This window comes from Baia soyae, from assembly GCF_004341445.1.
Taxonomy (GTDB): Bacteria; Bacillota; Bacilli; order Thermoactinomycetales; family Thermoactinomycetaceae; genus Baia; species Baia soyae.
The window spans coordinates 1-20,673 of record NZ_SLXV01000026.1 but is presented as its reverse complement, the minus strand read 5'-3'; the positions used below and the strand labels follow the sequence as shown (position 1 = coordinate 20,673).

Annotated in this window: 20 protein-coding genes and 2 tRNA genes; all 22 read right to left on the bottom strand. The window is 44.1% G+C overall.

The annotated features are described in order from the left end of the window. Positions 1-134: 134 nt before the first annotated feature. Positions 135-1,610 carry a lysine--tRNA ligase gene (gene lysS / locus EDD57_RS09050; protein ID WP_165873740.1) on the bottom strand — a complete coding sequence of 492 codons (1,476 nt, stop codon included), beginning with the start codon at positions 1,608-1,610 and terminating at the stop codon, positions 135-137. A 40-nt stretch (positions 1,611-1,650) separates the two neighbouring features. Continuing rightward, entirely contained in the window at positions 1,651-2,655 is a 1,005-nt protein-coding gene (gene dusB / locus EDD57_RS09045) for a tRNA dihydrouridine synthase DusB (protein WP_131849135.1), read from the bottom strand. Next, positions 2,633-3,181, bottom strand: coding sequence for a 2-amino-4-hydroxy-6-hydroxymethyldihydropteridine diphosphokinase (folK, locus tag EDD57_RS09040; protein ID WP_131849134.1), 549 nt, complete (start codon positions 3,179-3,181; stop codon positions 2,633-2,635). Before folK ends, dusB begins: the two co-directional genes overlap by 23 nt. Further along, positions 3,181-3,540 carry a dihydroneopterin aldolase gene (gene folB, locus EDD57_RS09035; protein ID WP_131849133.1) on the bottom strand — a complete coding sequence of 120 codons (360 nt, stop codon included), beginning with the start codon at positions 3,538-3,540 and terminating at the stop codon, positions 3,181-3,183. The genes folK and folB overlap by 1 nt, the downstream gene beginning before the upstream one ends. 12 nt (positions 3,541-3,552) lie before the next feature. Beyond that, complete coding sequence (folP, locus tag EDD57_RS09030; RefSeq protein ID WP_207896814.1) at positions 3,553-4,377, bottom strand: dihydropteroate synthase; 825 nt, start codon at positions 4,375-4,377, stop codon at positions 3,553-3,555. A gap of 13 nt (positions 4,378-4,390) precedes the next feature. Further along, positions 4,391-4,963 carry an anthranilate synthase component II gene (locus EDD57_RS09025; protein WP_131849132.1) on the bottom strand — a complete coding sequence of 191 codons (573 nt, stop codon included), beginning with the start codon at positions 4,961-4,963 and terminating at the stop codon, positions 4,391-4,393. Between the two features lie 165 nt (positions 4,964-5,128). Further along, positions 5,129-6,064 (bottom strand): cysteine synthase A, encoded by a 936-nt coding sequence (cysK, locus tag EDD57_RS09020; RefSeq protein WP_131849131.1) that lies wholly within the window; start codon positions 6,062-6,064, stop codon positions 5,129-5,131. Positions 6,065-6,166: 102 nt separating this feature from the next. Then, the gene (gene hslO / locus EDD57_RS09015; RefSeq protein WP_131849130.1) at positions 6,167-7,045 is read right to left on the bottom strand and encodes an Hsp33 family molecular chaperone HslO; all 879 of its coding nucleotides are present in this window, start codon (positions 7,043-7,045) and stop codon (positions 6,167-6,169) included. A 72-nt stretch (positions 7,046-7,117) separates the two neighbouring features. Continuing rightward, positions 7,118-9,124 carry an ATP-dependent zinc metalloprotease FtsH gene (gene ftsH, locus EDD57_RS09010; RefSeq protein ID WP_131849129.1) on the bottom strand — a complete coding sequence of 669 codons (2,007 nt, stop codon included), beginning with the start codon at positions 9,122-9,124 and terminating at the stop codon, positions 7,118-7,120. Positions 9,125-9,205: 81 nt separating this feature from the next. Beyond that, positions 9,206-9,745: a hypoxanthine phosphoribosyltransferase gene (gene hpt, locus EDD57_RS09005; protein WP_131849128.1), complete on the bottom strand. Its 540-nt coding sequence runs from the start codon at positions 9,743-9,745 to the stop codon at positions 9,206-9,208. A gap of 51 nt (positions 9,746-9,796) precedes the next feature. Beyond that, positions 9,797-11,224, bottom strand: a complete 1,428-nt coding sequence (gene tilS / locus EDD57_RS09000; protein ID WP_243649501.1) for a tRNA lysidine(34) synthetase TilS — start codon at positions 11,222-11,224, stop codon at positions 9,797-9,799. A gap of 133 nt (positions 11,225-11,357) precedes the next feature. After that, positions 11,358-13,820, bottom strand: coding sequence for a stage II sporulation protein E (spoIIE, locus tag EDD57_RS08995; protein WP_131849126.1), 2,463 nt, complete (start codon positions 13,818-13,820; stop codon positions 11,358-11,360). A gap of 306 nt (positions 13,821-14,126) precedes the next feature. Then, positions 14,127-14,639 (bottom strand): ribonuclease FAU-1 family protein, encoded by a 513-nt coding sequence (locus EDD57_RS08990; RefSeq protein ID WP_165873737.1) that lies wholly within the window; start codon positions 14,637-14,639, stop codon positions 14,127-14,129. A gap of 106 nt (positions 14,640-14,745) precedes the next feature. Beyond that, positions 14,746-14,822, bottom strand: a tRNA-Met gene (locus tag EDD57_RS08985). Positions 14,823-14,827: 5 nt separating this feature from the next. Continuing rightward, a tRNA-Met gene (locus EDD57_RS08980) sits at positions 14,828-14,902 on the bottom strand. Positions 14,903-15,041: 139 nt separating this feature from the next. Beyond that, positions 15,042-15,428 carry an FtsB family cell division protein gene (locus tag EDD57_RS08975; RefSeq protein ID WP_131849124.1) on the bottom strand — a complete coding sequence of 129 codons (387 nt, stop codon included), beginning with the start codon at positions 15,426-15,428 and terminating at the stop codon, positions 15,042-15,044. Next, positions 15,425-16,006 carry a spore cortex biosynthesis protein YabQ gene (gene yabQ, locus EDD57_RS08970; protein ID WP_131849123.1) on the bottom strand — a complete coding sequence of 194 codons (582 nt, stop codon included), beginning with the start codon at positions 16,004-16,006 and terminating at the stop codon, positions 15,425-15,427. The genes EDD57_RS08975 and yabQ overlap by 4 nt, the downstream gene beginning before the upstream one ends. Further along, positions 16,003-16,287: a sporulation protein YabP gene (gene yabP / locus EDD57_RS08965; RefSeq protein WP_131849122.1), complete on the bottom strand. Its 285-nt coding sequence runs from the start codon at positions 16,285-16,287 to the stop codon at positions 16,003-16,005. Before yabP ends, yabQ begins: the two co-directional genes overlap by 4 nt. 46 nt (positions 16,288-16,333) lie before the next feature. Then, complete coding sequence (locus EDD57_RS08960) at positions 16,334-16,630, bottom strand: RNA-binding S4 domain-containing protein (protein WP_131849121.1); 297 nt, start codon at positions 16,628-16,630, stop codon at positions 16,334-16,336. Positions 16,631-16,739: 109 nt separating this feature from the next. Next, a complete protein-coding gene (yabN, locus tag EDD57_RS08955; RefSeq protein ID WP_131849120.1) occupies positions 16,740-18,200 on the bottom strand; it encodes a bifunctional methyltransferase/pyrophosphohydrolase YabN in 1,461 nt (486 codons plus the stop codon). 15 nt (positions 18,201-18,215) lie between these two features. Further along, positions 18,216-19,862 carry a putative polysaccharide biosynthesis protein gene (locus tag EDD57_RS08950; protein WP_165873736.1) on the bottom strand — a complete coding sequence of 549 codons (1,647 nt, stop codon included), beginning with the start codon at positions 19,860-19,862 and terminating at the stop codon, positions 18,216-18,218. Between the two features lie 44 nt (positions 19,863-19,906). Further along, complete coding sequence (gene spoVT / locus EDD57_RS08945; RefSeq protein WP_131849118.1) at positions 19,907-20,449, bottom strand: stage V sporulation protein T; 543 nt, start codon at positions 20,447-20,449, stop codon at positions 19,907-19,909. Positions 20,450-20,673 lie beyond the last annotated feature (224 nt).

The following is a 20,673-nucleotide window of genomic DNA, read 5'->3' as shown; positions in this document are numbered from 1 at the left end:
TGCCATTGTTAAATCCATTTTTGATTCTATTTTATTCACAAAACGTTCTAGTTGGCAACCATTCTATCAAGCTACCCCTGTATACAAGAAGAAAAAAGAGCACGAAAGGCAGTGACTTCCGTGCTTTTTATTTTCTATTCGTGTGTTTCTCGCATATGCGGGAAGAGCAACACATCTCGAATCGATGGTGCATCAGTCAAAAGCATAACCAAACGATCCATTCCGATTCCCAAACCACCTGTTGGTGGCATCCCATACTCCATCGCTTCCAAGTAATCTTCATCCATCGGATGCGCTTCGTCGTTACCAGCCGCTTTTTCACTCACCTGTGCTTCAAAACGCTGACGTTGATCAATCGGGTCATTTAGCTCTGTAAATGCATTTGCATGTTCACGTCCTACGATAAACAGTTCAAAACGGTCGGTAAATCGTGGATCATCTGCATTTTTCTTAGCCAATGGTGAGATCGCTACTGGGTGCCCCGTTACAAAGGTCGGTTGAATCAACAAGTGCTCGATCTTTTGCTCAAAGAATTCATTTACAACATGTCCAAATGACATCGTAGGCTCTACATGTACATCATGTTCCTTCGCGATGGCCCGAGCTTCTTCATCCGTCATCTGAGCCATAAAGTCGACTCCTACATGCTCTTGAATTAACTCCATCATCGATTTCCGAGTCCAACCTACTGAGAGATCGATTTCTTCTCCTTGATAGGTAACCTTCGTCGTCCCGCAAACTTCTTGAGCGATATGCGCAATCATATTTTCAGTTAGGTCCATGATATCGTGATAGTCAGCATACGCTTCATATAGCTCCAGCATCGTAAACTCAGGATTATGGCGTGTCGAGATCCCTTCATTCCGATAAGCTCGTCCAATCTCGTATACTTTTTCTAATCCACCCACAATCAGGCGTTTTAAAGGAAGTTCTAGCGCGATCCGCATATAAAGCGTCATATCAAGTGTATTATGATGCGTTACAAACGGACGAGCACTCGCTCCGCCTGCGATGCTGTGCAAAGTAGGTGTTTCTACTTCGAGATATCCATGGTTATTTAGATAGTTACGCATCGAGCTAATCACTTGGCTACGAGCAATAAATGTATCTTTTACTTCCGGATTCATAATCAAATCCAGGTAACGTTTCCGGTAACGTTGCTCCACATCTTTGAGGCCATGGTATTTTTCAGGTAGTGGGCGTAGGGATTTGCTCAAGAACGAAACTTCTTGCGCACGAACGCTTAGTTCCCCGCGATTGGTCTTCATCATAATACCGTGAATCCCGATATAGTCCCCGATGTCCGCTGTTTGGAATGTCTCGTACTGCTCGTCACCTACTACATCCAGGCGCACATAGATTTGTACACGTCCAGTTTGGTCTTGAAGATGGGCAAATGAAGCTTTCCCTTGTACCCGTTTCGCCATGAGGCGTCCCGCGATGGCTACTTTCTCCTCTTTCTCCGTTAGCTCTTCTTTACTAAACGGCTCAAACTGGCTTGTCACATCCGTTGCATGATGAGTACGTATAAATTTCTGCCCGAATGGATCTACCCCACGATCACGCAGATTCTGCAGTTTCTCACGACGTACTTGTAACAACTCATTCATTTCCTCTTGCACTTGACCTTCAACTCCCCTGACCCTCTTATTAGACAGCCTCAGCTTCTGCCTCGGCTTCGTTTTTCTCTACTTGCTCCGCAAAACCTAATAATAGATTCGCCATACCATCTCTTGTTTCTTGCTCATTTACTGCATCCTTGATGATATTGGAGTTACGTAATCCTTTTAGGTACCACGCAGCATGCTTACGCATCTCACGAACTGCAACCGATTCACCACGCAGTGCAACCAAACGATCCATATGGAGAATAGCAATCCTCATCTTTTCGCTTGCAGTTGGGTCTGGAGCGAGTGTTCCATGAGTCAAATATTCAACCGTACGGTATAGCATCCAAGGATTCCCCAATGCCGCACGTCCGATCATCACCCCATCACAGCCCGTCAAGTCTAATATCTTACGGGCATCTTCTGGGGATGCGACGTCTCCGTTTCCGATTACCGGAATCGAAACAGCCTGTTTCACATCACGAATAATATTCCAATCTGCTTTTCCCTTGTACATCTGCACGCGAGTACGACCATGCACAGCTATACCCGATCCACCTGCACGTTCCACCGCTTGAGCATTTTCAATCGCATAGATGTGATCTTCATCCCAGCCAATGCGCATCTTTACGGTAACAGGCTTTTCGACTGCTTCTACTACCGCAGAGACCATCTCATAAATTTTGTTTGGATCCAGAAGCCACTTCGCTCCCGAATCATTATTTACAACTTTCGGTACAGGGCACCCCATATTAATATCAATGATATCTGCATTCGTGCATTGGTCTACCACTTTCGCCGCTCCCACAAGAGTCTCACGATCGCCACCTACGATTTGCAAACTGAGTGGCTTCTCCCGTTCATCGACAAACAACATTTCTTTCGTCCGTTTATTACCGTGTAAAATCGCCTTATCACTCACCATCTCCGCACAGACGAGACCTGCTCCAAACTCTTTCGCAATCAGGCGAAAGGCAGGATTGCACACTCCCGCCATAGGCGCTAAAACAACTTGATTCTTCAGCTCAACATTTCCGATTTTCCACATTTGTTTTTTCCTCCTCCCTTTTCATAAACGTAGTGTCTAGCTTGAGGATTCCCCGGGGATTCCCCATCTGCTCCACCCAATCACATAAATTTTCATTCGTTCCTGGTATAGAAAAACGTTCTGTATCCTCCACGATCTCAGCCAATGGAAGAACCACAAAAGAACGATGTTTCATCTTCGGGTGCGGGACTTCTAAGTCTTCTTTTTGGATCAAAAGTTGATCATAAAACAAAATATCTATATCCATCGTGCGAGGCCCGTAGCGGATCACTCTCACACGTTTCAATTCTTGTTCCACTTCCTGACAACGCCTAAGAAGTGCTTCTGCCGATAAAGTGGTCGCAAGTTCCACTACCATATTATAAAAATCGGGCTGATCTAGATAGTCTACTGGATCAGAACGATAGATCGAGGAACAGGTTCGAACTTGAATATCAGGCGAATCTTGAATCAACCCTATCGCTTGTTCTAACTGCGAAACGGGGTCCCCCATATTAGAACCTAATCCTATATATGCACGAACCATCATTGTTTCCCCCGTCTAATCTCGACACCAACCGATTGGTAATAACCAGGGATCGGAGGATCTGGCTTTGTAACACGAACCACTACTTCATCAAGTGGATATCTGGATAACAGACGAGTAGCGATTTCTTCAGCAAGCTTCTCCACCAATTTAAACGGAGCCCCTTCCACAATCTGCTGGACCGTTTCATACACCTTGCCATAATCGACTGTAAGCGTTAGGTCATCCGTGCATCCCGCTTCTTGTAAGGAGAGAAACAGCTTTAGATCGATCTGAAAGCGTTGCCCTAATTTATTTTCTTCTGGAAATGCTCCATGATAACCATAAAAAAGCATTTTCTCAAAAAAGATATGATCCATTCTCGTTTCCTCCTAGTCAAGGGGCGCGGATACCAAAGCATCCATCATTCGGCAAAACCGTACCGTTTCTTGTACGTCGTGGACTCTCATCACCTGACAGCCTTTTTGAATCCCAAATCCCACTGTAGCCAGTGTTCCCTCTACCCTTTCAGTGGGAGGGAGGTCTAAGATTTTCCCAATCATCGATTTACGAGAAGTCCCAAGTAGTACAGGGTACCCCATCTTCACCAATTGGTCTAAATGCTGCATGACCCACACATTCTCCTGCAAGCTCTTGGCAAAGCCAATTCCAGGGTCCAGCCAGATCCGATCTGGTTTCACTCCTGCTTGCATAACAAGCTGAATCGAATCTTGAAGATCCTTTTTCACATCCTCTATCAAATCTAGATACTCCGGAACCTCGCGATTATGCATCAGGATCACCGGGACATCTAGCTCAGACATCACACTTGCCATCAACGGATCTTTCTTCGCTCCCCAAACATCATTGATGATGTGGGCTCCTGATTGAACTGCTTCCTTGGCAACTTGTGCCTTATACGTATCAATCGAAATAGGAGTATCAAACTCAGCTGTAATGCGCTTTACAACGGGAATCACACGCTCTAATTCTTCATCCAGTGAGACCATCTCAGCTCCGGGCCTCGTAGATTCTCCACCGATATCAAGCAGATCTGCTCCCTCATCAATCAGCTTCTTCGCATGCAGGAAAGCACGTTCCACTGTTTGATAGTGCCCCCCGTCCGAAAACGAATCTGGAGTAACATTGAGAATCCCCATGACCAGTGTTCGCTTTCCGATAGGTAATTCTCGGTTCCCCACCCGGAATCCCTGCATAGTAACTAGCCTCCTACTTGGCATAAGTCTGAAGGAAATTAGCAAGCATCTGCTTACCAGACTCACTTAAGATTGATTCAGGATGAAACTGAACTCCTTCAACAGCAAGCGTCCGATGACGAATCCCCATAATCTCATTCTCTGCTGTCTCAGCTGTAATTTCGAGGTCGACCGGGAGTAGATGACGATCTACGATCAGCGAATGATAGCGAGTCGCGATGATCGGATTTGGTAAATGGGAAAATACCCCTTTCCCATCATGAAGTACCTCCGACACTTTCCCGTGCATCGGCCTCTCTGCTCGGATCACTTTTCCTCCGAAGACCTCTGCTATCGCCTGATGGCCCAGACATACACCTAATATCGGGATTTTTCCAGCAAAAGTACGAATCACTTCCATCGAAATCCCGGCTTCCTCTGGAGATCCTGGACCAGGCGAGATGATGATCGCTGATAAAGAACGCTCTGCTAATTCTTCTATGGTGACTTGATCGTTTCGTACCACCCACAACTCTTCGCCCAGATCACCAAAATACTGGACCAAATTGTACGTAAACGAATCGTAGTTATCAATCATACAAATCATTATTTCGCTCATCTCAACTCAGATATAATATCTTCCTATTCTAGCATAAAAACGAGAATGGTTCATCTTTCGTTCTTGACAAATTGGATGGATTCTGTTTTAGACATAGATAAAAAAGTGGCACGTATTAACCCACTATGGCTGATACGTGCCTACCTTGTTTTTCTAGATTTTTCCTTCGTCAAACTGATACAGCGGTGTAGTTAAATAACGCTCCCCGCTACTCGGGATGACAGCAACCACTTTCTTCCCTGCACCGAGGCGACGTGCTACTCGCAAGGCAGCGGATACCGCAGCTCCTGAAGAGATTCCGCCTAGGATTCCTTCTTCACGAGCCAACTTGCGAGCTAATTCAAATGCTTCTTCAATATCAACTTGCATAACCTCATCGTAAATCTCTGTATCTAAAATCTTTGGAACGAAACCAGCCCCAATCCCTTGGATTTTATGTGGACCCGGCTTTCCGCCTGATAATACAGGAGAAGCGGATGGCTCTACTGCGACGACTTGGAGATTAGGCATTTTTTTCTTTAAAACGGTACCCACACCCGTAATCGTTCCTCCCGTTCCAACCCCTGCTACAAAAGCATCCAATTCCCCATCAACCTGGTCTAATAACTCTAGTGCTGTGGTTTCAAGATGTACTTTTACATTATCCATATTATTAAATTGCTGAGGCATAAAATATTCTGGGTTTGCTTCCGCTAACTCTGTTGCTTTTACAATAGCACCTCGCATCCCTTCCGCTCCAGGTGTTAAAACAAGCTCTGCACCATATGCGCGAAGTAAATTGCGACGCTCCATACTCATCGTATCAGGCATAACAAGAATAGCAGGATATCCTTTAGCCGCTGCTACCATAGCAAGCCCAATTCCTGTGTTGCCACTAGTTGGCTCAATAATCACACTACCTGGCTTTAATTCGCCGCGCTTTTCTGCTTCCTCAATCATGCTTTTGGCAATGCGATCTTTTACACTTCCACCTGGGTTAAAGAATTCTAGTTTTAAGTATACATCCGCATCGGCTTTTCCTACGATATGATTTAGTTTTACAAGAGGAGTGGATCCGATTAGGTCTAGAATGCTATTTGCGACTTTCATAGTTATGGTCCCCCTATTTCCGAGTAAATACAGAGATTTTAATGTGTTTATCTTATCAAGTTTATGGTGAACGATCAATTGGATTCGTCATCCAATTACTAATCAACTAGCCGAGATCTCCCCCAATATCTCTAACAGCTCTTCCTTCGAAAATTGGTATTTAGAGTTACAGAAATGACAAACCACCTCTGCCTTTTCATCTTGCTCGATAATATCTTGAAGATCTTTCTTACCTAAACTCGCCAACATAGATTGGGTCTTTTCAAGCGAACACGCACACTGAAACTTAACCGATTTACGTTCCAAAATTTCAGCATCGTCCCCGAGTAATCGATAAATCATATCCTCTGGAGTTAATCCGCTTTCGAGCAAAGTGGTCACAGACGGTATATCCATGATCCGCCTCTCTAATTCATCGATCGCCTCATCACTTGCACCCGGCAAGACTTGAATCATATAGCCGCCCGCAACCAAAATTTGATCCCGATTGACAAGTACCCCTAACCCGACCGAAGAAGGTACCTGTTCAGAGATAGAGTAGTAGTAGGTAAAGTCTTCTGCTAGCTCTCCCGACACGATTGGAGCTGATCCCCGGTAAGGCTCCCTCATCCCAATATCCCTCATAATGTATATATATCCTTGTCCTACCCCACCAGATACGTCGATTTTCCCATTTTCTTTTAATGGAATCATCACGTCTGGTTGATCTACATAACCACGTACATGCCCCTCACCATTTGCGACAACCATCATTTCACCAAGAGGCCCATCGCCTTTTACTTGAATGGTTACCACGTCTTGCTTGTTCTTTAGCTCTAAACCCATGAGTGCACCCATCGTGGCTGTCCTTCCAAGTGCGGCACTTGCAGTAGGAAATGTAACATGTTTTCGTTGTAATTCTTGCACCAACTTAGTCGTAGTCCCAGCAAAGCCACGAAAGCTACCATCTTTTGAGATAGATCGCACTAAATAATCAGACATAAAAAGGTACCTCCCTAAACATTTTTCTTACTCTCGTACAAAAAAAAGAGGCGAATCACTCGCCCCCTTTTTTTATTTTGGATCGTCTTTCTTCTCATCTTTTTCATCTATATCTGTTGGTTTCACTTCATCCAAGTAATTAGGAACCTCTGGAGCTACTTCTTCGGCCTTTTCCTCAACCGAAGGCTCTGCATCCAGCTCTTCCTTCCCTTGAATATTCACTTTAACATCATCGTCTACAGGTCTATCGTCAATCTTACCTGTATCGAGCAATTGCTTGATTTGCTCTTCATCGAGTGTTTCTCTAGTTAATAGCGTTTGGGCTAAGAGCTCTAACTGATCTTTACGCTCATTTAGAATATCCATCGCACGCTTATAACATGTACGGATTAACTCTTGCATTTCTGAGTCAATCTCATAAGCAACTTGATCACTATAGTTCTGTTCATGACCAATGTCGCGACCTAGGAACACTTGCCCTTGAGAACGGCCAAACTGCATAGTAGCCAAGCGATCACTCATACCGTACTCCGTGATCATCGACCGAACGATCGCAGTTGCTTTCTCGAAGTCATTGCTAGCACCTGTGCTAACTTCACCGAAGATAATCTCTTCCGCTACACGGCCTCCCAAGATCCCAGTCACGCGATCAAGGAGCTCACCCTTCGTAGCAAGATAGCGATCTTCTTTTGGCAACGACATCACATATCCACCAGCCTGCCCACGCGGTACAATCGTTACCTTGTGAACAATATCTGCGTTTGGTACGTAATACCCTACAATCGCATGGCCTGCTTCGTGATAAGCAACAATTTTACGTTCTTTTTCGCTGACTACACGGCTCTTCTTAGCAGGGCCTGCAATGACGCGGTCAACAGCTTCATCAACTTCGTCCATGGTGATTTTCTTCTTATTTTCACGAGCGGCAAGAAGTGCTGCTTCGTTTAATAAGTTTTCTAAATCTGCTCCAGAGAAGCCTGTTGTACGTTGAGCGATCACATTAAGCTTTACACTGTCGGCCAATGGCTTGTTACGAGCATGTACCTTTAGAATCGCTTCACGACCTTTTACATCAGGGCGACTCACAAGGATTTGTCTATCAAAACGACCTGGACGTAACAAAGCCGGATCTAAGATATCAGGACGGTTCGTCGCTGCTATCATAATGATTCCAGAATTGCCATCAAATCCATCCATCTCAACGAGTAGCTGGTTCAATGTCTGTTCACGCTCATCATGACCGCCACCTAAACCTGCTCCACGTTGACGACCTACAGCATCAATCTCGTCGATAAAGATAATACAAGGCGCGTTTTTCTTCGCTTGTTCAAATAGATCACGAACACGAGAAGCACCCACACCGACAAACATTTCAACAAAGTCCGAACCACTAATGGAGAAGAAAGGCACTTTGGCTTCTCCAGCTACTGCACGTGCAAGGAGGGTTTTCCCTGTTCCTGGAGGCCCTACAAGAAGTACGCCTTTCGGAATCCGTGCACCCATAGCAACAAAGCGACGATTATCTTTGAGGAAGTCCACAATCTCAACAAGCTCTTGCTTTTCCTCATCAGCACCTGCCACATCTTGGAATGTGACACGCTTCTTCTCATCGTTATATAATCTAGCTTTGCTCTTACCAAAGTTCATAACTCGATTGCCGCCACCTTGGGCGTTGTTTAGTAAGAAGAAAAACAGTAAGAGAACAATGACTAAGGGAATAATCGTAGAAAGCGCAGTAACCCAGATCGACTCTTGCTTTGGAGGACTTGTCGTATACGATATCTGGTTCGTTTCCAGTAACTTGACGATGTCACTCTCCAGCATAGGAGTCTGAGTTGAATACATCTTCGTCTTGCTTGCATCTTTCGGGTCTTTCATCTTACCGTCGATTCGATAAGTAAATCCCTCAGGCAGAAGTTTCGCATCTATAATCTGCTTCTGCTCTACTTTTTGTTTAAACTGAGTGGTGTTAAGCTGCTCTAGGTCATTCCCAGAGTTAGCCACCAAGTTTACGACCCCAATGGTCACAAGGATGAGGATTGCATATAGTATTCCATTTCTAAGGAAGAAGTTTTTCATCCCTGGCCTCCTCTCAATCCACTTTTTTCATTTTACCATAGGCATTCTAAGCGAAACAATAGTTGGTCAAAAAAGATCAAACTATGAAGAGTAAACTTCTTCCTTTAGAATCCCGATATACGGTAAGTTGCGATAAAGCTCGCCATAATCTAGGCCATATCCAATAACAAACTCATCAGGGATTTCATATCCACAATAATCAGGAACTAAGTCCACTTTGCGACGAGCTGGTTTGTTCAATAAGGTAACGACTTTTACTGACTTTGCATTACGGCCTTTTAATAACTCGATTAGATAGCTTAACGTTAGGCCTGTATCAATAATATCTTCCATAATCAAGACATCTCTTCCTTCTACCGAAGAGTCCAGATCTTTCAGGATTCGGACCACTCCTGAAGATTTAGTAGATGCACCATAGCTCGATACCGCCATAAAGTCCATTTCAAGCGGAATACTCATAGCACGGGTTAAATCCGCCATAAAAGGAGCTGCGCCTTTTAATATACCCACACAAAGCGGAAGAGTATTAGCATATTCATCAGACAAAAGCTTCCCTAATTCTTTTACTTTGGATTGAATTTTCTCTTCTGAAATCAATATTTCTTTCACATCTTGATTCATGAATTGGCCCCCTAAAAACAACAATTATGTATATCCGTATATCTAGCAAAATCATTCTAACATTGTATAAGAATGCCATCTTAAATACAAATAGCAACTTGTCTGGTCTGTGACAGGAGCAATGGCAGACCTTCTCACATCCGGAATCCATAGGACTTGGTCATCTATGTGAATAACAGGGATTAGATCCCTCAAATGCCTAGGGATTTGTTTCTCGATCATGAGTTCTTTTACCTTTTTTGTGCCTTGAAGGCCAAAGCAACTCATTCGGTCGCCTGCCTTTCGAGGACGAATCAAAACCGGACTAGCAGGTAATTGGTCATAATCAAAAACCACAGATGGGTAAGAAGAGACCCATTCCTCTGACTGAGGCTGTTCAAACAAACGAGCTTCTATTGCACCCAAGGACGGATGAACCTCCGTTTCTCCTGGTATACTCAATTTTAATTCTCCCCATGTCAGCGTGGTTGCTCCATCCTTACTGGATTGTTTCAGAATTGTGACGATCTCATAGCTTTTCCGTACCAATATCCCTTTCTCCAAATGGATTTCACCACTAGGAGCAGGTGACGAGGCCCAATTACGAATTTGTTCGATACGAGAATATGTAATTTCTACATCTGTCAACCAATCCAGACTACTTAATATTAGTTTAACCACTCTACGCTGTAAAGCAATAGGAAGATCCTGAAATCTCTTACGAGACCATGACACCTGCCTATGATCCTGCTTTAAAGAAATCTTTTTGAATGCCCTATCTTCCCATTCTTTCCAAACTTCTTCCTCTTCAAGCATTCTGGCGCCTAACTGGGAAATGGTTTCTTTTACCTTGGGATTGATCTTTTCTAGCTCCGGGAATATGTGCAGACGTAAAAAATTACGCGTATATTCCGCCACGAGATTACTTTGGTCCGTTCGAGGTGAAAGGTGATGCTGTTTACAGTATGTATCAACCATCTCTCGAGAGCTAGATAAGAGGGGGCGAATCAACACCAAGGACTCCCACGTTCGCCGAATCGGAATTCCAATCAAACCAGAAGAATGAGTCCCACGAATCAATCTCATTAAAATCGTCTCAGCTTGATCATCTTGATGATGTCCCAACGCAACATAGCCAAATGATTCCCGCTTTGCTACCTTAGCAAACGCCTCATATCGAAGGGTTCTCGCGATATCTTGCTTATTTCCACCTTCTTGGTGCCAAACTCCCTTCACATCTACCCATTCAATCCAGCATGGAATCCCTAACTGCAAGCAAACCTCTTCTACATACTGCTCATCTAATGAGCTTTCTTCCCCGCGTAACTGGTGATTTACATGAATCACGCCCATCCGCCACTGGTACTCCTCTGAGAGGCTCTTCAAGATATGTAGCAATGCGATTGAATCAGGCCCCCCAGAAACCGCCACTAAAATAGAAGCTTGCTTCGGAACCTGTAATTCCTGCTGCATCACACGATCAACCACTTCTCTCAACATTGCCAAGAGCACCCCCTTTCCATCTCCTCATTTCCAAATAAAACAATCCAAAAGCCCCTAGATCGCTCTAGGGACTCTTTCGCTCACTTATACTACTGATGTTATGTCTTTTCTTAAAAAGAAGCAAACCCCGCTAGCTACTGGGTACCTCTTGCGGACGTTCGATCGGTTGCACATTAGACAATCGAATCGTAGACCACTCGGGGGTGTGTTTCTCCACCTTGGATACCAGAACGGTCATATCATCCGGAATCTCCCCTTGACGATACCGTACAATCTTTTCTAGTAGACAATCGGCGAAGTCTTGCGGATCTTTGGTATCGATTTCGTTAATGATCTTGGTGATGAACGCATCCTTATTTATCGTATTATGCGCCGCATCATATATTCCATCTGTCATCATCACGATCAGATCGCCTGCCTGTAATTGTGTTTCAATCGGTTCCACATCAATCTCCTTTAAAATCCCAATCGGCGGATTGGAGGCAGAAAGTTTTAGAACCTTTTTCCCTCGTTTGATAAATCCGGGGGTGGAACCAATCTTCATAAAACGACCCTTGGCAGAATTCAAATCGATCATCGCCAAATCAATCGTGGCAAACACCTCATCAGACGTTCGCAAGCTTAAGATTGAATTGATCGTCTCTACAGCCCGTTCTTCATTCATCCCTGCTTGAAGCAATCGGCGTAGTAACTTTAGCGCCGCATTACTCTCCTCCTGTGCTCTTTGACCGTTCCCCATGCCATCACTTAACGCCACTGCAAACCGCCCCGTCCCCAAATTCATGTAACAATGACTATCTCCGGATACCATCGCTCCTCCCTTAGCAGCGCTAGCCACACCTGATTTCAACTCAAAACGCTGTGCAGATCCAAGGGTAATAATCGCTCCTTGCGTACCGTCCTGTACCACTTTTCGATATACACTGATCGGCTCCCCTAATACTTCGGTCAATAGGGGGGCAATTAATTTTTTACATTCATCAAACGAATCCTGATGAGGAAGGAAAACTTCTATCTCTACTTTTCCCTCCGCTAGATTTAAAATCTCGACCCGCTGAAATTGGATTCCTAACTCATCTAGAGCTGCGTGGATCTGTTCTTCTTGAGCATGCATCACTTGTGTCTCTATACGAATCTCCGTTGCCAGCTTGTCCATCACTTCCGCCATACCCGTCAACTGATCGCCCACGAGCCTCCGAGTATCTTTAATCTTGTCTCGCCAATACAGCGTATGTTCATAGTGTGCATACTGATCTTGAAAGTTACGAACAACCTGATCCGCTCGAATACAATATTCATCCCACGCTTGCGGGATTGGCACATGATTCCGCACCCCTACCTGCTCCACAACTGTCATCAGACTCGTCATCCCTTGGTAGGTTTTCATGATATTGCCTTCCCAACACTGCTGGAATTGGGCACACCCCATACAGCTTTGTTCCATCGTAGTCGTCACAAATTGATGAACCTGGTCCTCATCTTCTCGTTGCTGTTTGGTCATATCTTCCCGAAAACTACTCGCCAACTCATAAAATAGATTTGTAAAATGCTCCACTTTGGCCGCTGTTACATCACGCAAACGCCGAATATAGTCCTGTTGTTCCATCTGATTCTCCCACGTACCTGGAACAAATTTAGCCACTTTGTGAAACAAGCTATCGGGGGTTAAGAAAAAAAGTAGCAACGCCAGCAGGGTTTCTTGCATAGACAACCAAAGATTTGGAAGAGGCGCACCGTACAAGCTTAAAATCGTCGTGCCGAGTAGAAAGCCAATCGCAACTCCCAGCCTCTTCCCTTCTTTGAACAATCCAGCCAATAAGCCCGCAAATGCTAATAAACTAATCTGTAAAACCGATTTTGGATTCGAGAGATGGAGAATCAATCCCGTCACAACCCCCATCGACGAACCAAGCATCGCGCCTCCCACGATAGCTAGAACGAGAATCAAATACCGGGAAACAATATTTACAATCTCTATATCCGCGATCGCCCAGCCCAAAGTCCCTGTCATCACAGAACCTAGGAGGATTACCAAACAGACCATTTCCTCGTGCTTGAGGCCCGCCTTATTTCGTTTCACCGTAAAAACAGGTAATGCCTGAACAAAAATAAAAGTAAGAATAAAACTGATAAGGACGTCTACTCCAGCTAGTAAATACTGATAACTGTTAAAAGTATCAAAGTACCAGATCGTTGCTAGATTTCCGATCACGCCACTGGTTAACACGATCAGGGGTGCTGAATACAGCGTTGCCTTGCCAAACGTTTGAAATAACTTGTACACGACGAGCAACAAAACAAGATAGGCCGTAATTTTACCCGCATGAATCATCGAAATCGTAGTTGCTCCTGCGATTAGAGATGCCATTACAACTGGCCATTGCTTTCGACTGAGGAAAAGCATCACCGCTAGATACGCCAAGGCAAATGGGGAAACAGATTCTAGAATGAGTGCCCTCCCCAATAAAAACCCCATCACCATAATCGGTACGTTCCATGAGATGAGCCGCTTATGAACTCGATGCGACCCGCTTCTTACCTTTTTCATCGGCGACTTCCAAAAGTGTTTGATCCGTGTCATCATTTCCATCATTTGGTTCAGCACCCCCGTTTAATAGTTTGTGTCACTCATTATAAACAGGGGAAATCAGATAAGTTTGTCAAAATGACACCCGGTCAAGAAAAAAATTCTCGACACACTCTGCGAAGGAACAATATCAGCGATTTCAAGTTCTTGGCCAAAAATCTATGTTAAAAAGAAAGAAACCCTAACCTGTACATGAGGTGTACAAGTTAGGGTTTTATCGTCACATCTTGTCAAATTCAAAAGATGTCGCGGTTCGTCCGACAAATCTTCTTATGACTCGCCAGGCGCAAAGGAAGGTTTGTCGAGTTTCATCTACACACGCCTTTTACTCGGCGCAGGAGGCACCGGAAACATCTTCGCATCCTGGATGAACGAAGGAATCAATTTACCCTCTGTCTGTAATCGAATCATCTGATCCAATGTTCGCAGTGCATGAACCTGCTGCCGCTTTTTCAAATGTCCTTTTTCCAGGGAATCCGCAAATTCATCTATATCAATCAAGTCGTAATGACCGTCTGGATGTATGATTAAATCAAATAAAAGATCAACCATAACGTAACGTAATCGTCCTGTCTGGTGCATTTGCATCACATCACAATAATAGTAAAGGAACTCTCCATTCCGATGAAAAACTTTTGAAATCGTATATCCTTTGCGAACAAAATAGTAAGTAAGGAAAATTCTTTTTCCGTCTGGGTTTGCATATTGTGTTGCAAAACAATACCTGCCGCGCCAGTCACGGACCAGTTCGGTGTATGTCTTGTTAATAGTGGTAAACTTAATTTTTTTAATTATGACATCCACACGAACTCCTACTTCCTTCATATGTATTTTACATCCACATGAAATCATTTCGTTTTTAAAGCCATAAGAAAAAGGCGGAATCCGTTCCCTTTTCAGGGAGCTTCCCGCCTTCTCCTCTCTTACCATTTGGTAGCGGCGAAGGGGCTCGAACCCCTGACCTCACGGGTATGAACCGTACGCTCTAGCCAGCTGAGCTACACCGCCATATTTGGTTGCGGGGACAGGACTCGAACCTGTGACCTTCGGGTTATGAGCCCGACGAGCTACCACTGCTCCACCCCGCGACATTATGATTGTATCTGCTAACAACATGCTTAATTCTATTACATCTAAAGCAACATTGTCAACTGTTTATCTAAACTTTTTCGCTAGGGGATTCCTTAGGTAAAATAAAACTCCCATTTGGCGGGAGTTGATCATGTTCTATTCGGGTTCCATTTCAAAATTCTGCTCGTTCTTTTTGCCATAACCTAAACGATGTGCTTGCTCTAGTAGATACTTTGGGTCTTCTAGCTTTTGCAGATCCTGATCCAGACGCTGGGATTCCTGTCTAACCTTTTCCAGTTCTTGAGACTTCTTCACCAGTATCTCTTCACGATCCCAAATCTTCATCTGTTGGATCACGAGCTGTACTCCAAACCAAATAAAAAATAGGATCGCACTTACTAGCCAGATAAGCCGGCGCCGCTTTGCTTTTGGATGAAGTTTCCGAATGGGCGTATGTGCTGGAGTTGCGAAAGCTAGATCTTCTGTATCAGTTGTTGGTTGACGAAAGGTAAGTACTTTCGAATTAGTACGATGTTGAGTCATTCTGAATCATCCTTTTTCTTACGCTGTCTCCATTTTTCTATCCATTTCTTCCCGAGCAGGATTCCTCGATCGAGATAAGGACGTACACGAGGTTCGATCCTCTTCGTAATGGGACTACATAACCATAGAAGAGGCCTGAGAAAAATCTGGAGCATCTTCCAAAAAAGTCGAAGTACGAACAAAAGAAGTTTACGGATGAGCTGAATCGTAAACAGAATCGGGCGAATTACAATCATTTGAACGGTTTTAGCGAGGAATTGAATCTTCCATTCGACCAAGCGGATACATGTTTCGATCAGACGTGTCATGAGCTTGCTCAACCATTGATAATAGAGGAAAACTCCCAATATAATGGCCAGAAAAATGTAGAAGCGAAGTTCTCCCCAATTGCTCCAGAAGAGAACACTAAAGACTAGACCACTACAAACAAACCAATAAAGCAAGTCAATCAGTGACACTGCCCAGCCACGAATGTGGAAACGTCCTTTTAACACTCGGTAGGTATCTAAGATAACACCCAAACAAAAGCCAGAACCTAGCATGAGAAGCATGGTCAGATACTGAGTATGTAGTGTCACTTAAATAACCTGCCTAACAAGTTTTTCTGCCGTTCGGATGGGGGCGTATTTGCATCTAGATAACTAATATCATCAAACTGCCCTTCAATCACTACCATTCCAGACATGAGGTCTAGGTTTTTGATATGAAGCTCACGTCCCCTGATTCCCAAGTAACCGCAATCCGTCTCCAGCAAAAATTCCTCGCTATCAAAGCTTTCTACACCTACTACTCCGCTCACTTCAAGCATGTTTCGATTCTTGCAGACAATTTCATGAGGTCGCTGTCTTCGTTCCTCCATCTAACACGCCCCCTTTATGGTACATCTTATGGGGGGGAGGACAAGATTAGAACTCGTCTTCTCCTTCAGCATCAGCCCTACCGGAATCAGCTACTTGTTCCTCTTTTACTACCTCATACATCGTATCTGCTTCTTCTTTCCTCACATGTTCGAGCAAGCGCAGTACTTTGGCCGAAACGACCTTTTGGCCGAAACGAATGGATATTTCATCGCCTACTGCCACAACCGTCCCTGCTTTCACCACTTTCCCGTTTACCTTCACTCTTCCTTGATCGCATACCTCTTTGGCTAACGTTCTTCTCTTAACCAAACGAGATACCTTTAAAAACTTATCTAAACGCATCTATATATCTCCCCTATGTTCGTCTACGCAGTTTGGAGGGATAACAGAGTTTTTCTGTCTACCTAGATAAAATCCTGCCAAACATGCGTTTGGTATAATTGGTCGGTCATCAAACATTTTTGGCTTCATTCCACCAAGTATCAAGCTGTTCCATTGAAATCTCTTGAATAGGCTGTCCTAGCTCACTCGCTTTTTCCTCCAAATAAGAGAAGCGATACAGGAATTTTTGGTTCGCTCGAATTAGCGATTGTTCCGGATCGACTTGCAACCATCGTGCCAGCGAACCTAATGAAAATAACAAGTCTCCCAATTCCTCTTCCCGTTCTTCCTGATTCTGTGCTTGTACCACTTCTTCTAATTCCTCATGTACCTTTGCTAAAACACCTTCCACGGAGTCCCAATCAAAGCCAGCCTTAGCTGCTTTTTTCTGCATTTCAAATGACTTTAAAAGGGTTGGGTATTCTTTTGGGATTCCTGATAAAATAGACTCCTCTTCTTGGGCATATTCCCCGAGTTCCTGCTTTTTAATCTCTTGCCAGTTCGAAATCACTTGATCCGAATCCGTTACTTCAGTTTCTCCAAAAACATGTGGATGACGACGAATCATCTTATCGCTCAGATTCTCTATCACATCACGAATGTCAAATGTCCCTTCATCTCGTCCAATTTGGGCATGAAGCAGTACTTGAAGCAAGACATCCCCTAGCTCGTCCGCTAATGAGTCCTCATCTCCATTGTTAATTGCTTCAATCGCTTCATATGATTCCTCGATCAAATAAGGCCTTAGACTTTCATGTGTCTGCTTGCGATCCCAAGGACAGCCATCAGGGCCGCGCAATGTTTCAATGATCTCCACCAAAAAATCAAACTGTCTATATAACCCACTCTCTAGAGGTACGGGCGGCACATACACCGTTGATAAATCCGTAAATGAATCCTCATGATCCAATTCATACAGAGGAACTTCCACGATTTTCTCTAAACTCGGAATCCCTAGCGCAGTACCGATAATGACATTGTGATCAGCTGGATACACTTCCATGAGGCTTAACTTCACGTCAGACGCAACCAATCGGTCATAGACCTGTCCCACCAATATATGCATTCGCGGGTTTAATTGGTGTGCTTGCAAATCATTACCGTCCACCATCTGAAAGCCTTCGATCGGGTCAATCTGTAACCTTGCAAAAGCGGCATCTAAGAAGCTCCCGCCCCCTATGATCTCTACTTCGATCCCGGACTCCGCTTGCTCCTTTAATAAGATCTGAACCGTACGCTCCGCCACCATCGGATGCCCCGGAACTGCATAGACCACTTGCTGATGCTCTTCCGCTAACCTGATTAATTGGGAAGCGATCTCTTTATACACTTCTTCAAATTGAGCATGCTTTTCATAAACCTCATCAAACGAATGAAAGCAAACTCCTTGTTGCTTCATCCAGCCTACTACTGGGTGCTTTTCGGTTCGGAGCCAAATGGCAGGTGCATTCTGTAACAAATTCCACGTCCCGATATTTAAGCTCGCTTCATCCCCGAAGCCTAATCCTACGATTGTAATTGTATGTTTCATCACTCACACCACCTTTTATCTTCTCAACCAACGAAATTTATGAACAATCGATTGCAATTTTGGAAGCTGTTCCAAGTCTTCATCTGGAATCAGATGAAAACGAAACAGCGCAAAGATATAAACAAAAATGCCTATTATCACCGTCACGAGTGAAATAAACGTCATACTCACCCGACCCTGGGCCTCTCCAAATCCCCATCGCAGGATCTCGAGAACCCCTTTCGTGCTAACGACTAACAAGAAAATGGTCAGTACACCACTTCGAATCTGAGCCCCTTTGTTACTCATTTTACCAGTAAACTGCTGGAGGCATGCTCGCAGAGTCAAATAGGTAGAAAACGCATAGGCCAATACGGAAGCCCACGCTGCCCCTTCAATTCCTATCGTGGGAATCAAGCTATAATTTAGGCCGATTTTCACAATTGAACCCAAAAATAAGAAAAGAACGGGTAAGTACAGCTTCCCAAAGCCTTGAAGAATCCCTACTGAGGTAATCCCTAATGTAGAGAAAAAAGCGGAAAAAGCCAATATCGCAAGAGCGGAAGAACCCGCGGAATCCTCGAATAACATCACATTTACTGGCTCCGCAATAATAAACAACCCGATAGAAGCAGGCAATCCTAACATCCATGTAACCCGTAACGCTAAACGAGCCCGATTTTCTGCCTTCCTCGTCTCACCCCGTGCCCGTAAATCCGCAATCGACGGTACCAGCGATAGAGAAATAGCCGACGCAAAAAAGGAAGCGAATTGAATAAGAGGTTGTCCACGATCATAAATCCCTTTCTGAGCGATGGCAAAGGCTTCCCCTTTCGCCTGTTCTAAAATATTCGCCACTGTAAAGGAATCCACTAGTTGATATAACGGCAATACCAGTGATCCCAAACAAATCGGGAACGCAATGAGAAATACCTCTTTTAATACCTTTCTTTTCCCCTTTGTATATGGCTTCTTTTCTGCACTTACATTCGTTGCCCGTTCTATCCTCTTCTTTCTCATATAAACCAGAAGAACAATAAAACCTGCTACCGCACCCGTAAACGAACCAAATACAGCACCCGCTCCTGCATAAACAGGACCATACCCAAGTGTGATCATCAAGTAAGAAAGAAGCAAGATCGTACAAACCCGCACAAACTGCTCAATCACTTGCGAGACAGCTGTTGGCATCATATCTTGATAACCTTGAAAATATCCTCTTGCCGCAGCCATCACTGGAATGATCAACAATGCAAAGGAAACTGTTTCGATCGGCAGAGTTAACATCTCTTCATTCCCCATCCACTGCGCAAACCAAGGGGCACCAAAATATAAAACTGAAAAAAAGAACACACCCGTTATTAATAAACCAATCGATGATACGTTATATACTTGCTTGGCCCCTACCTCGTCGCCTACCGCAACCCGTTCGGACACCAATTTCGAAATCGCAAGCGGAAATCCAGCAGTAGCCAATATGATCAAGGTACTAAATAGCGGATACACTTGTTGGTATACATACATGCCTTCATTGCCTGTAATATTTTGATACGGAATCCGGTATATTGCCCCTAGTATCTTACAAATAAGTCCTGCTAAGCCTAGGATAGTGGCTCCTTTAATAAATGATTTCTCCACAATCTCCGTTCCGCCTTTCTTTGTTACATGTCCTCCATTATACACAAAAAAACACCCTATCTTTGTTAGATATAGGGCGTTTCTCCATCCTATTGTTCCATTTGCTTCCCGAGAAATGAGGCGGCAGTACCTGCTAGTTTGGCTTCCATATCACCAATCTTCGCACCATCCTTCTTGGAGATTAGGATGACAGCTCCAATGGGATCTCCACCTGCAATAATAGGGACGATAATATAAGATTGATACTCTTCGGGACTCCCTTTTAAAATTTCAGCTGTACTTTGTGAAGTATCTGTTTGAGGGCGGCGATGCTCCATCGCTAACTCCACTATTTCACCTATAGGCTTTTCCAAGTATTCTTTTTTGGATGCTCCCGCTACTGCAATCACATTGTCCCGATCGCAAATGAGCGTCGTATGTTGCAAGTTTTCATACAAAGCTTCTGTATACTCTTGTGCAAAGTTACTAAGTTCACCGATGGGTGAGTATTTTTTTAAAATTACCTCTCCATCACGATCGACGAATATTTCCAAAGGATCTCCCTCACGGATTCGAAGGGTACGGCGTATTTCCTTAGGGATTACTACACGCCCGAGATCATCGATCCGGCGAACGATGCCGGTTGCTTTCATAGAAAATATTGCCTCTCTTTCCTATAAAGATTCAATCATTCCTTCACTTACCATCCTACGCACATAGTATGAGACTGCTTTCCATTATTTATTCCAAAAGGTTCAATGTATAAATATCGAAAAAGTGATTAGGTAGTGTCTGAAAACTTCTAATGTGTTATCTTATTCAGTAAGATGACATGCGAAGGAGATTTCCCAATGGCCCCACGACGCTATGAGCTTAC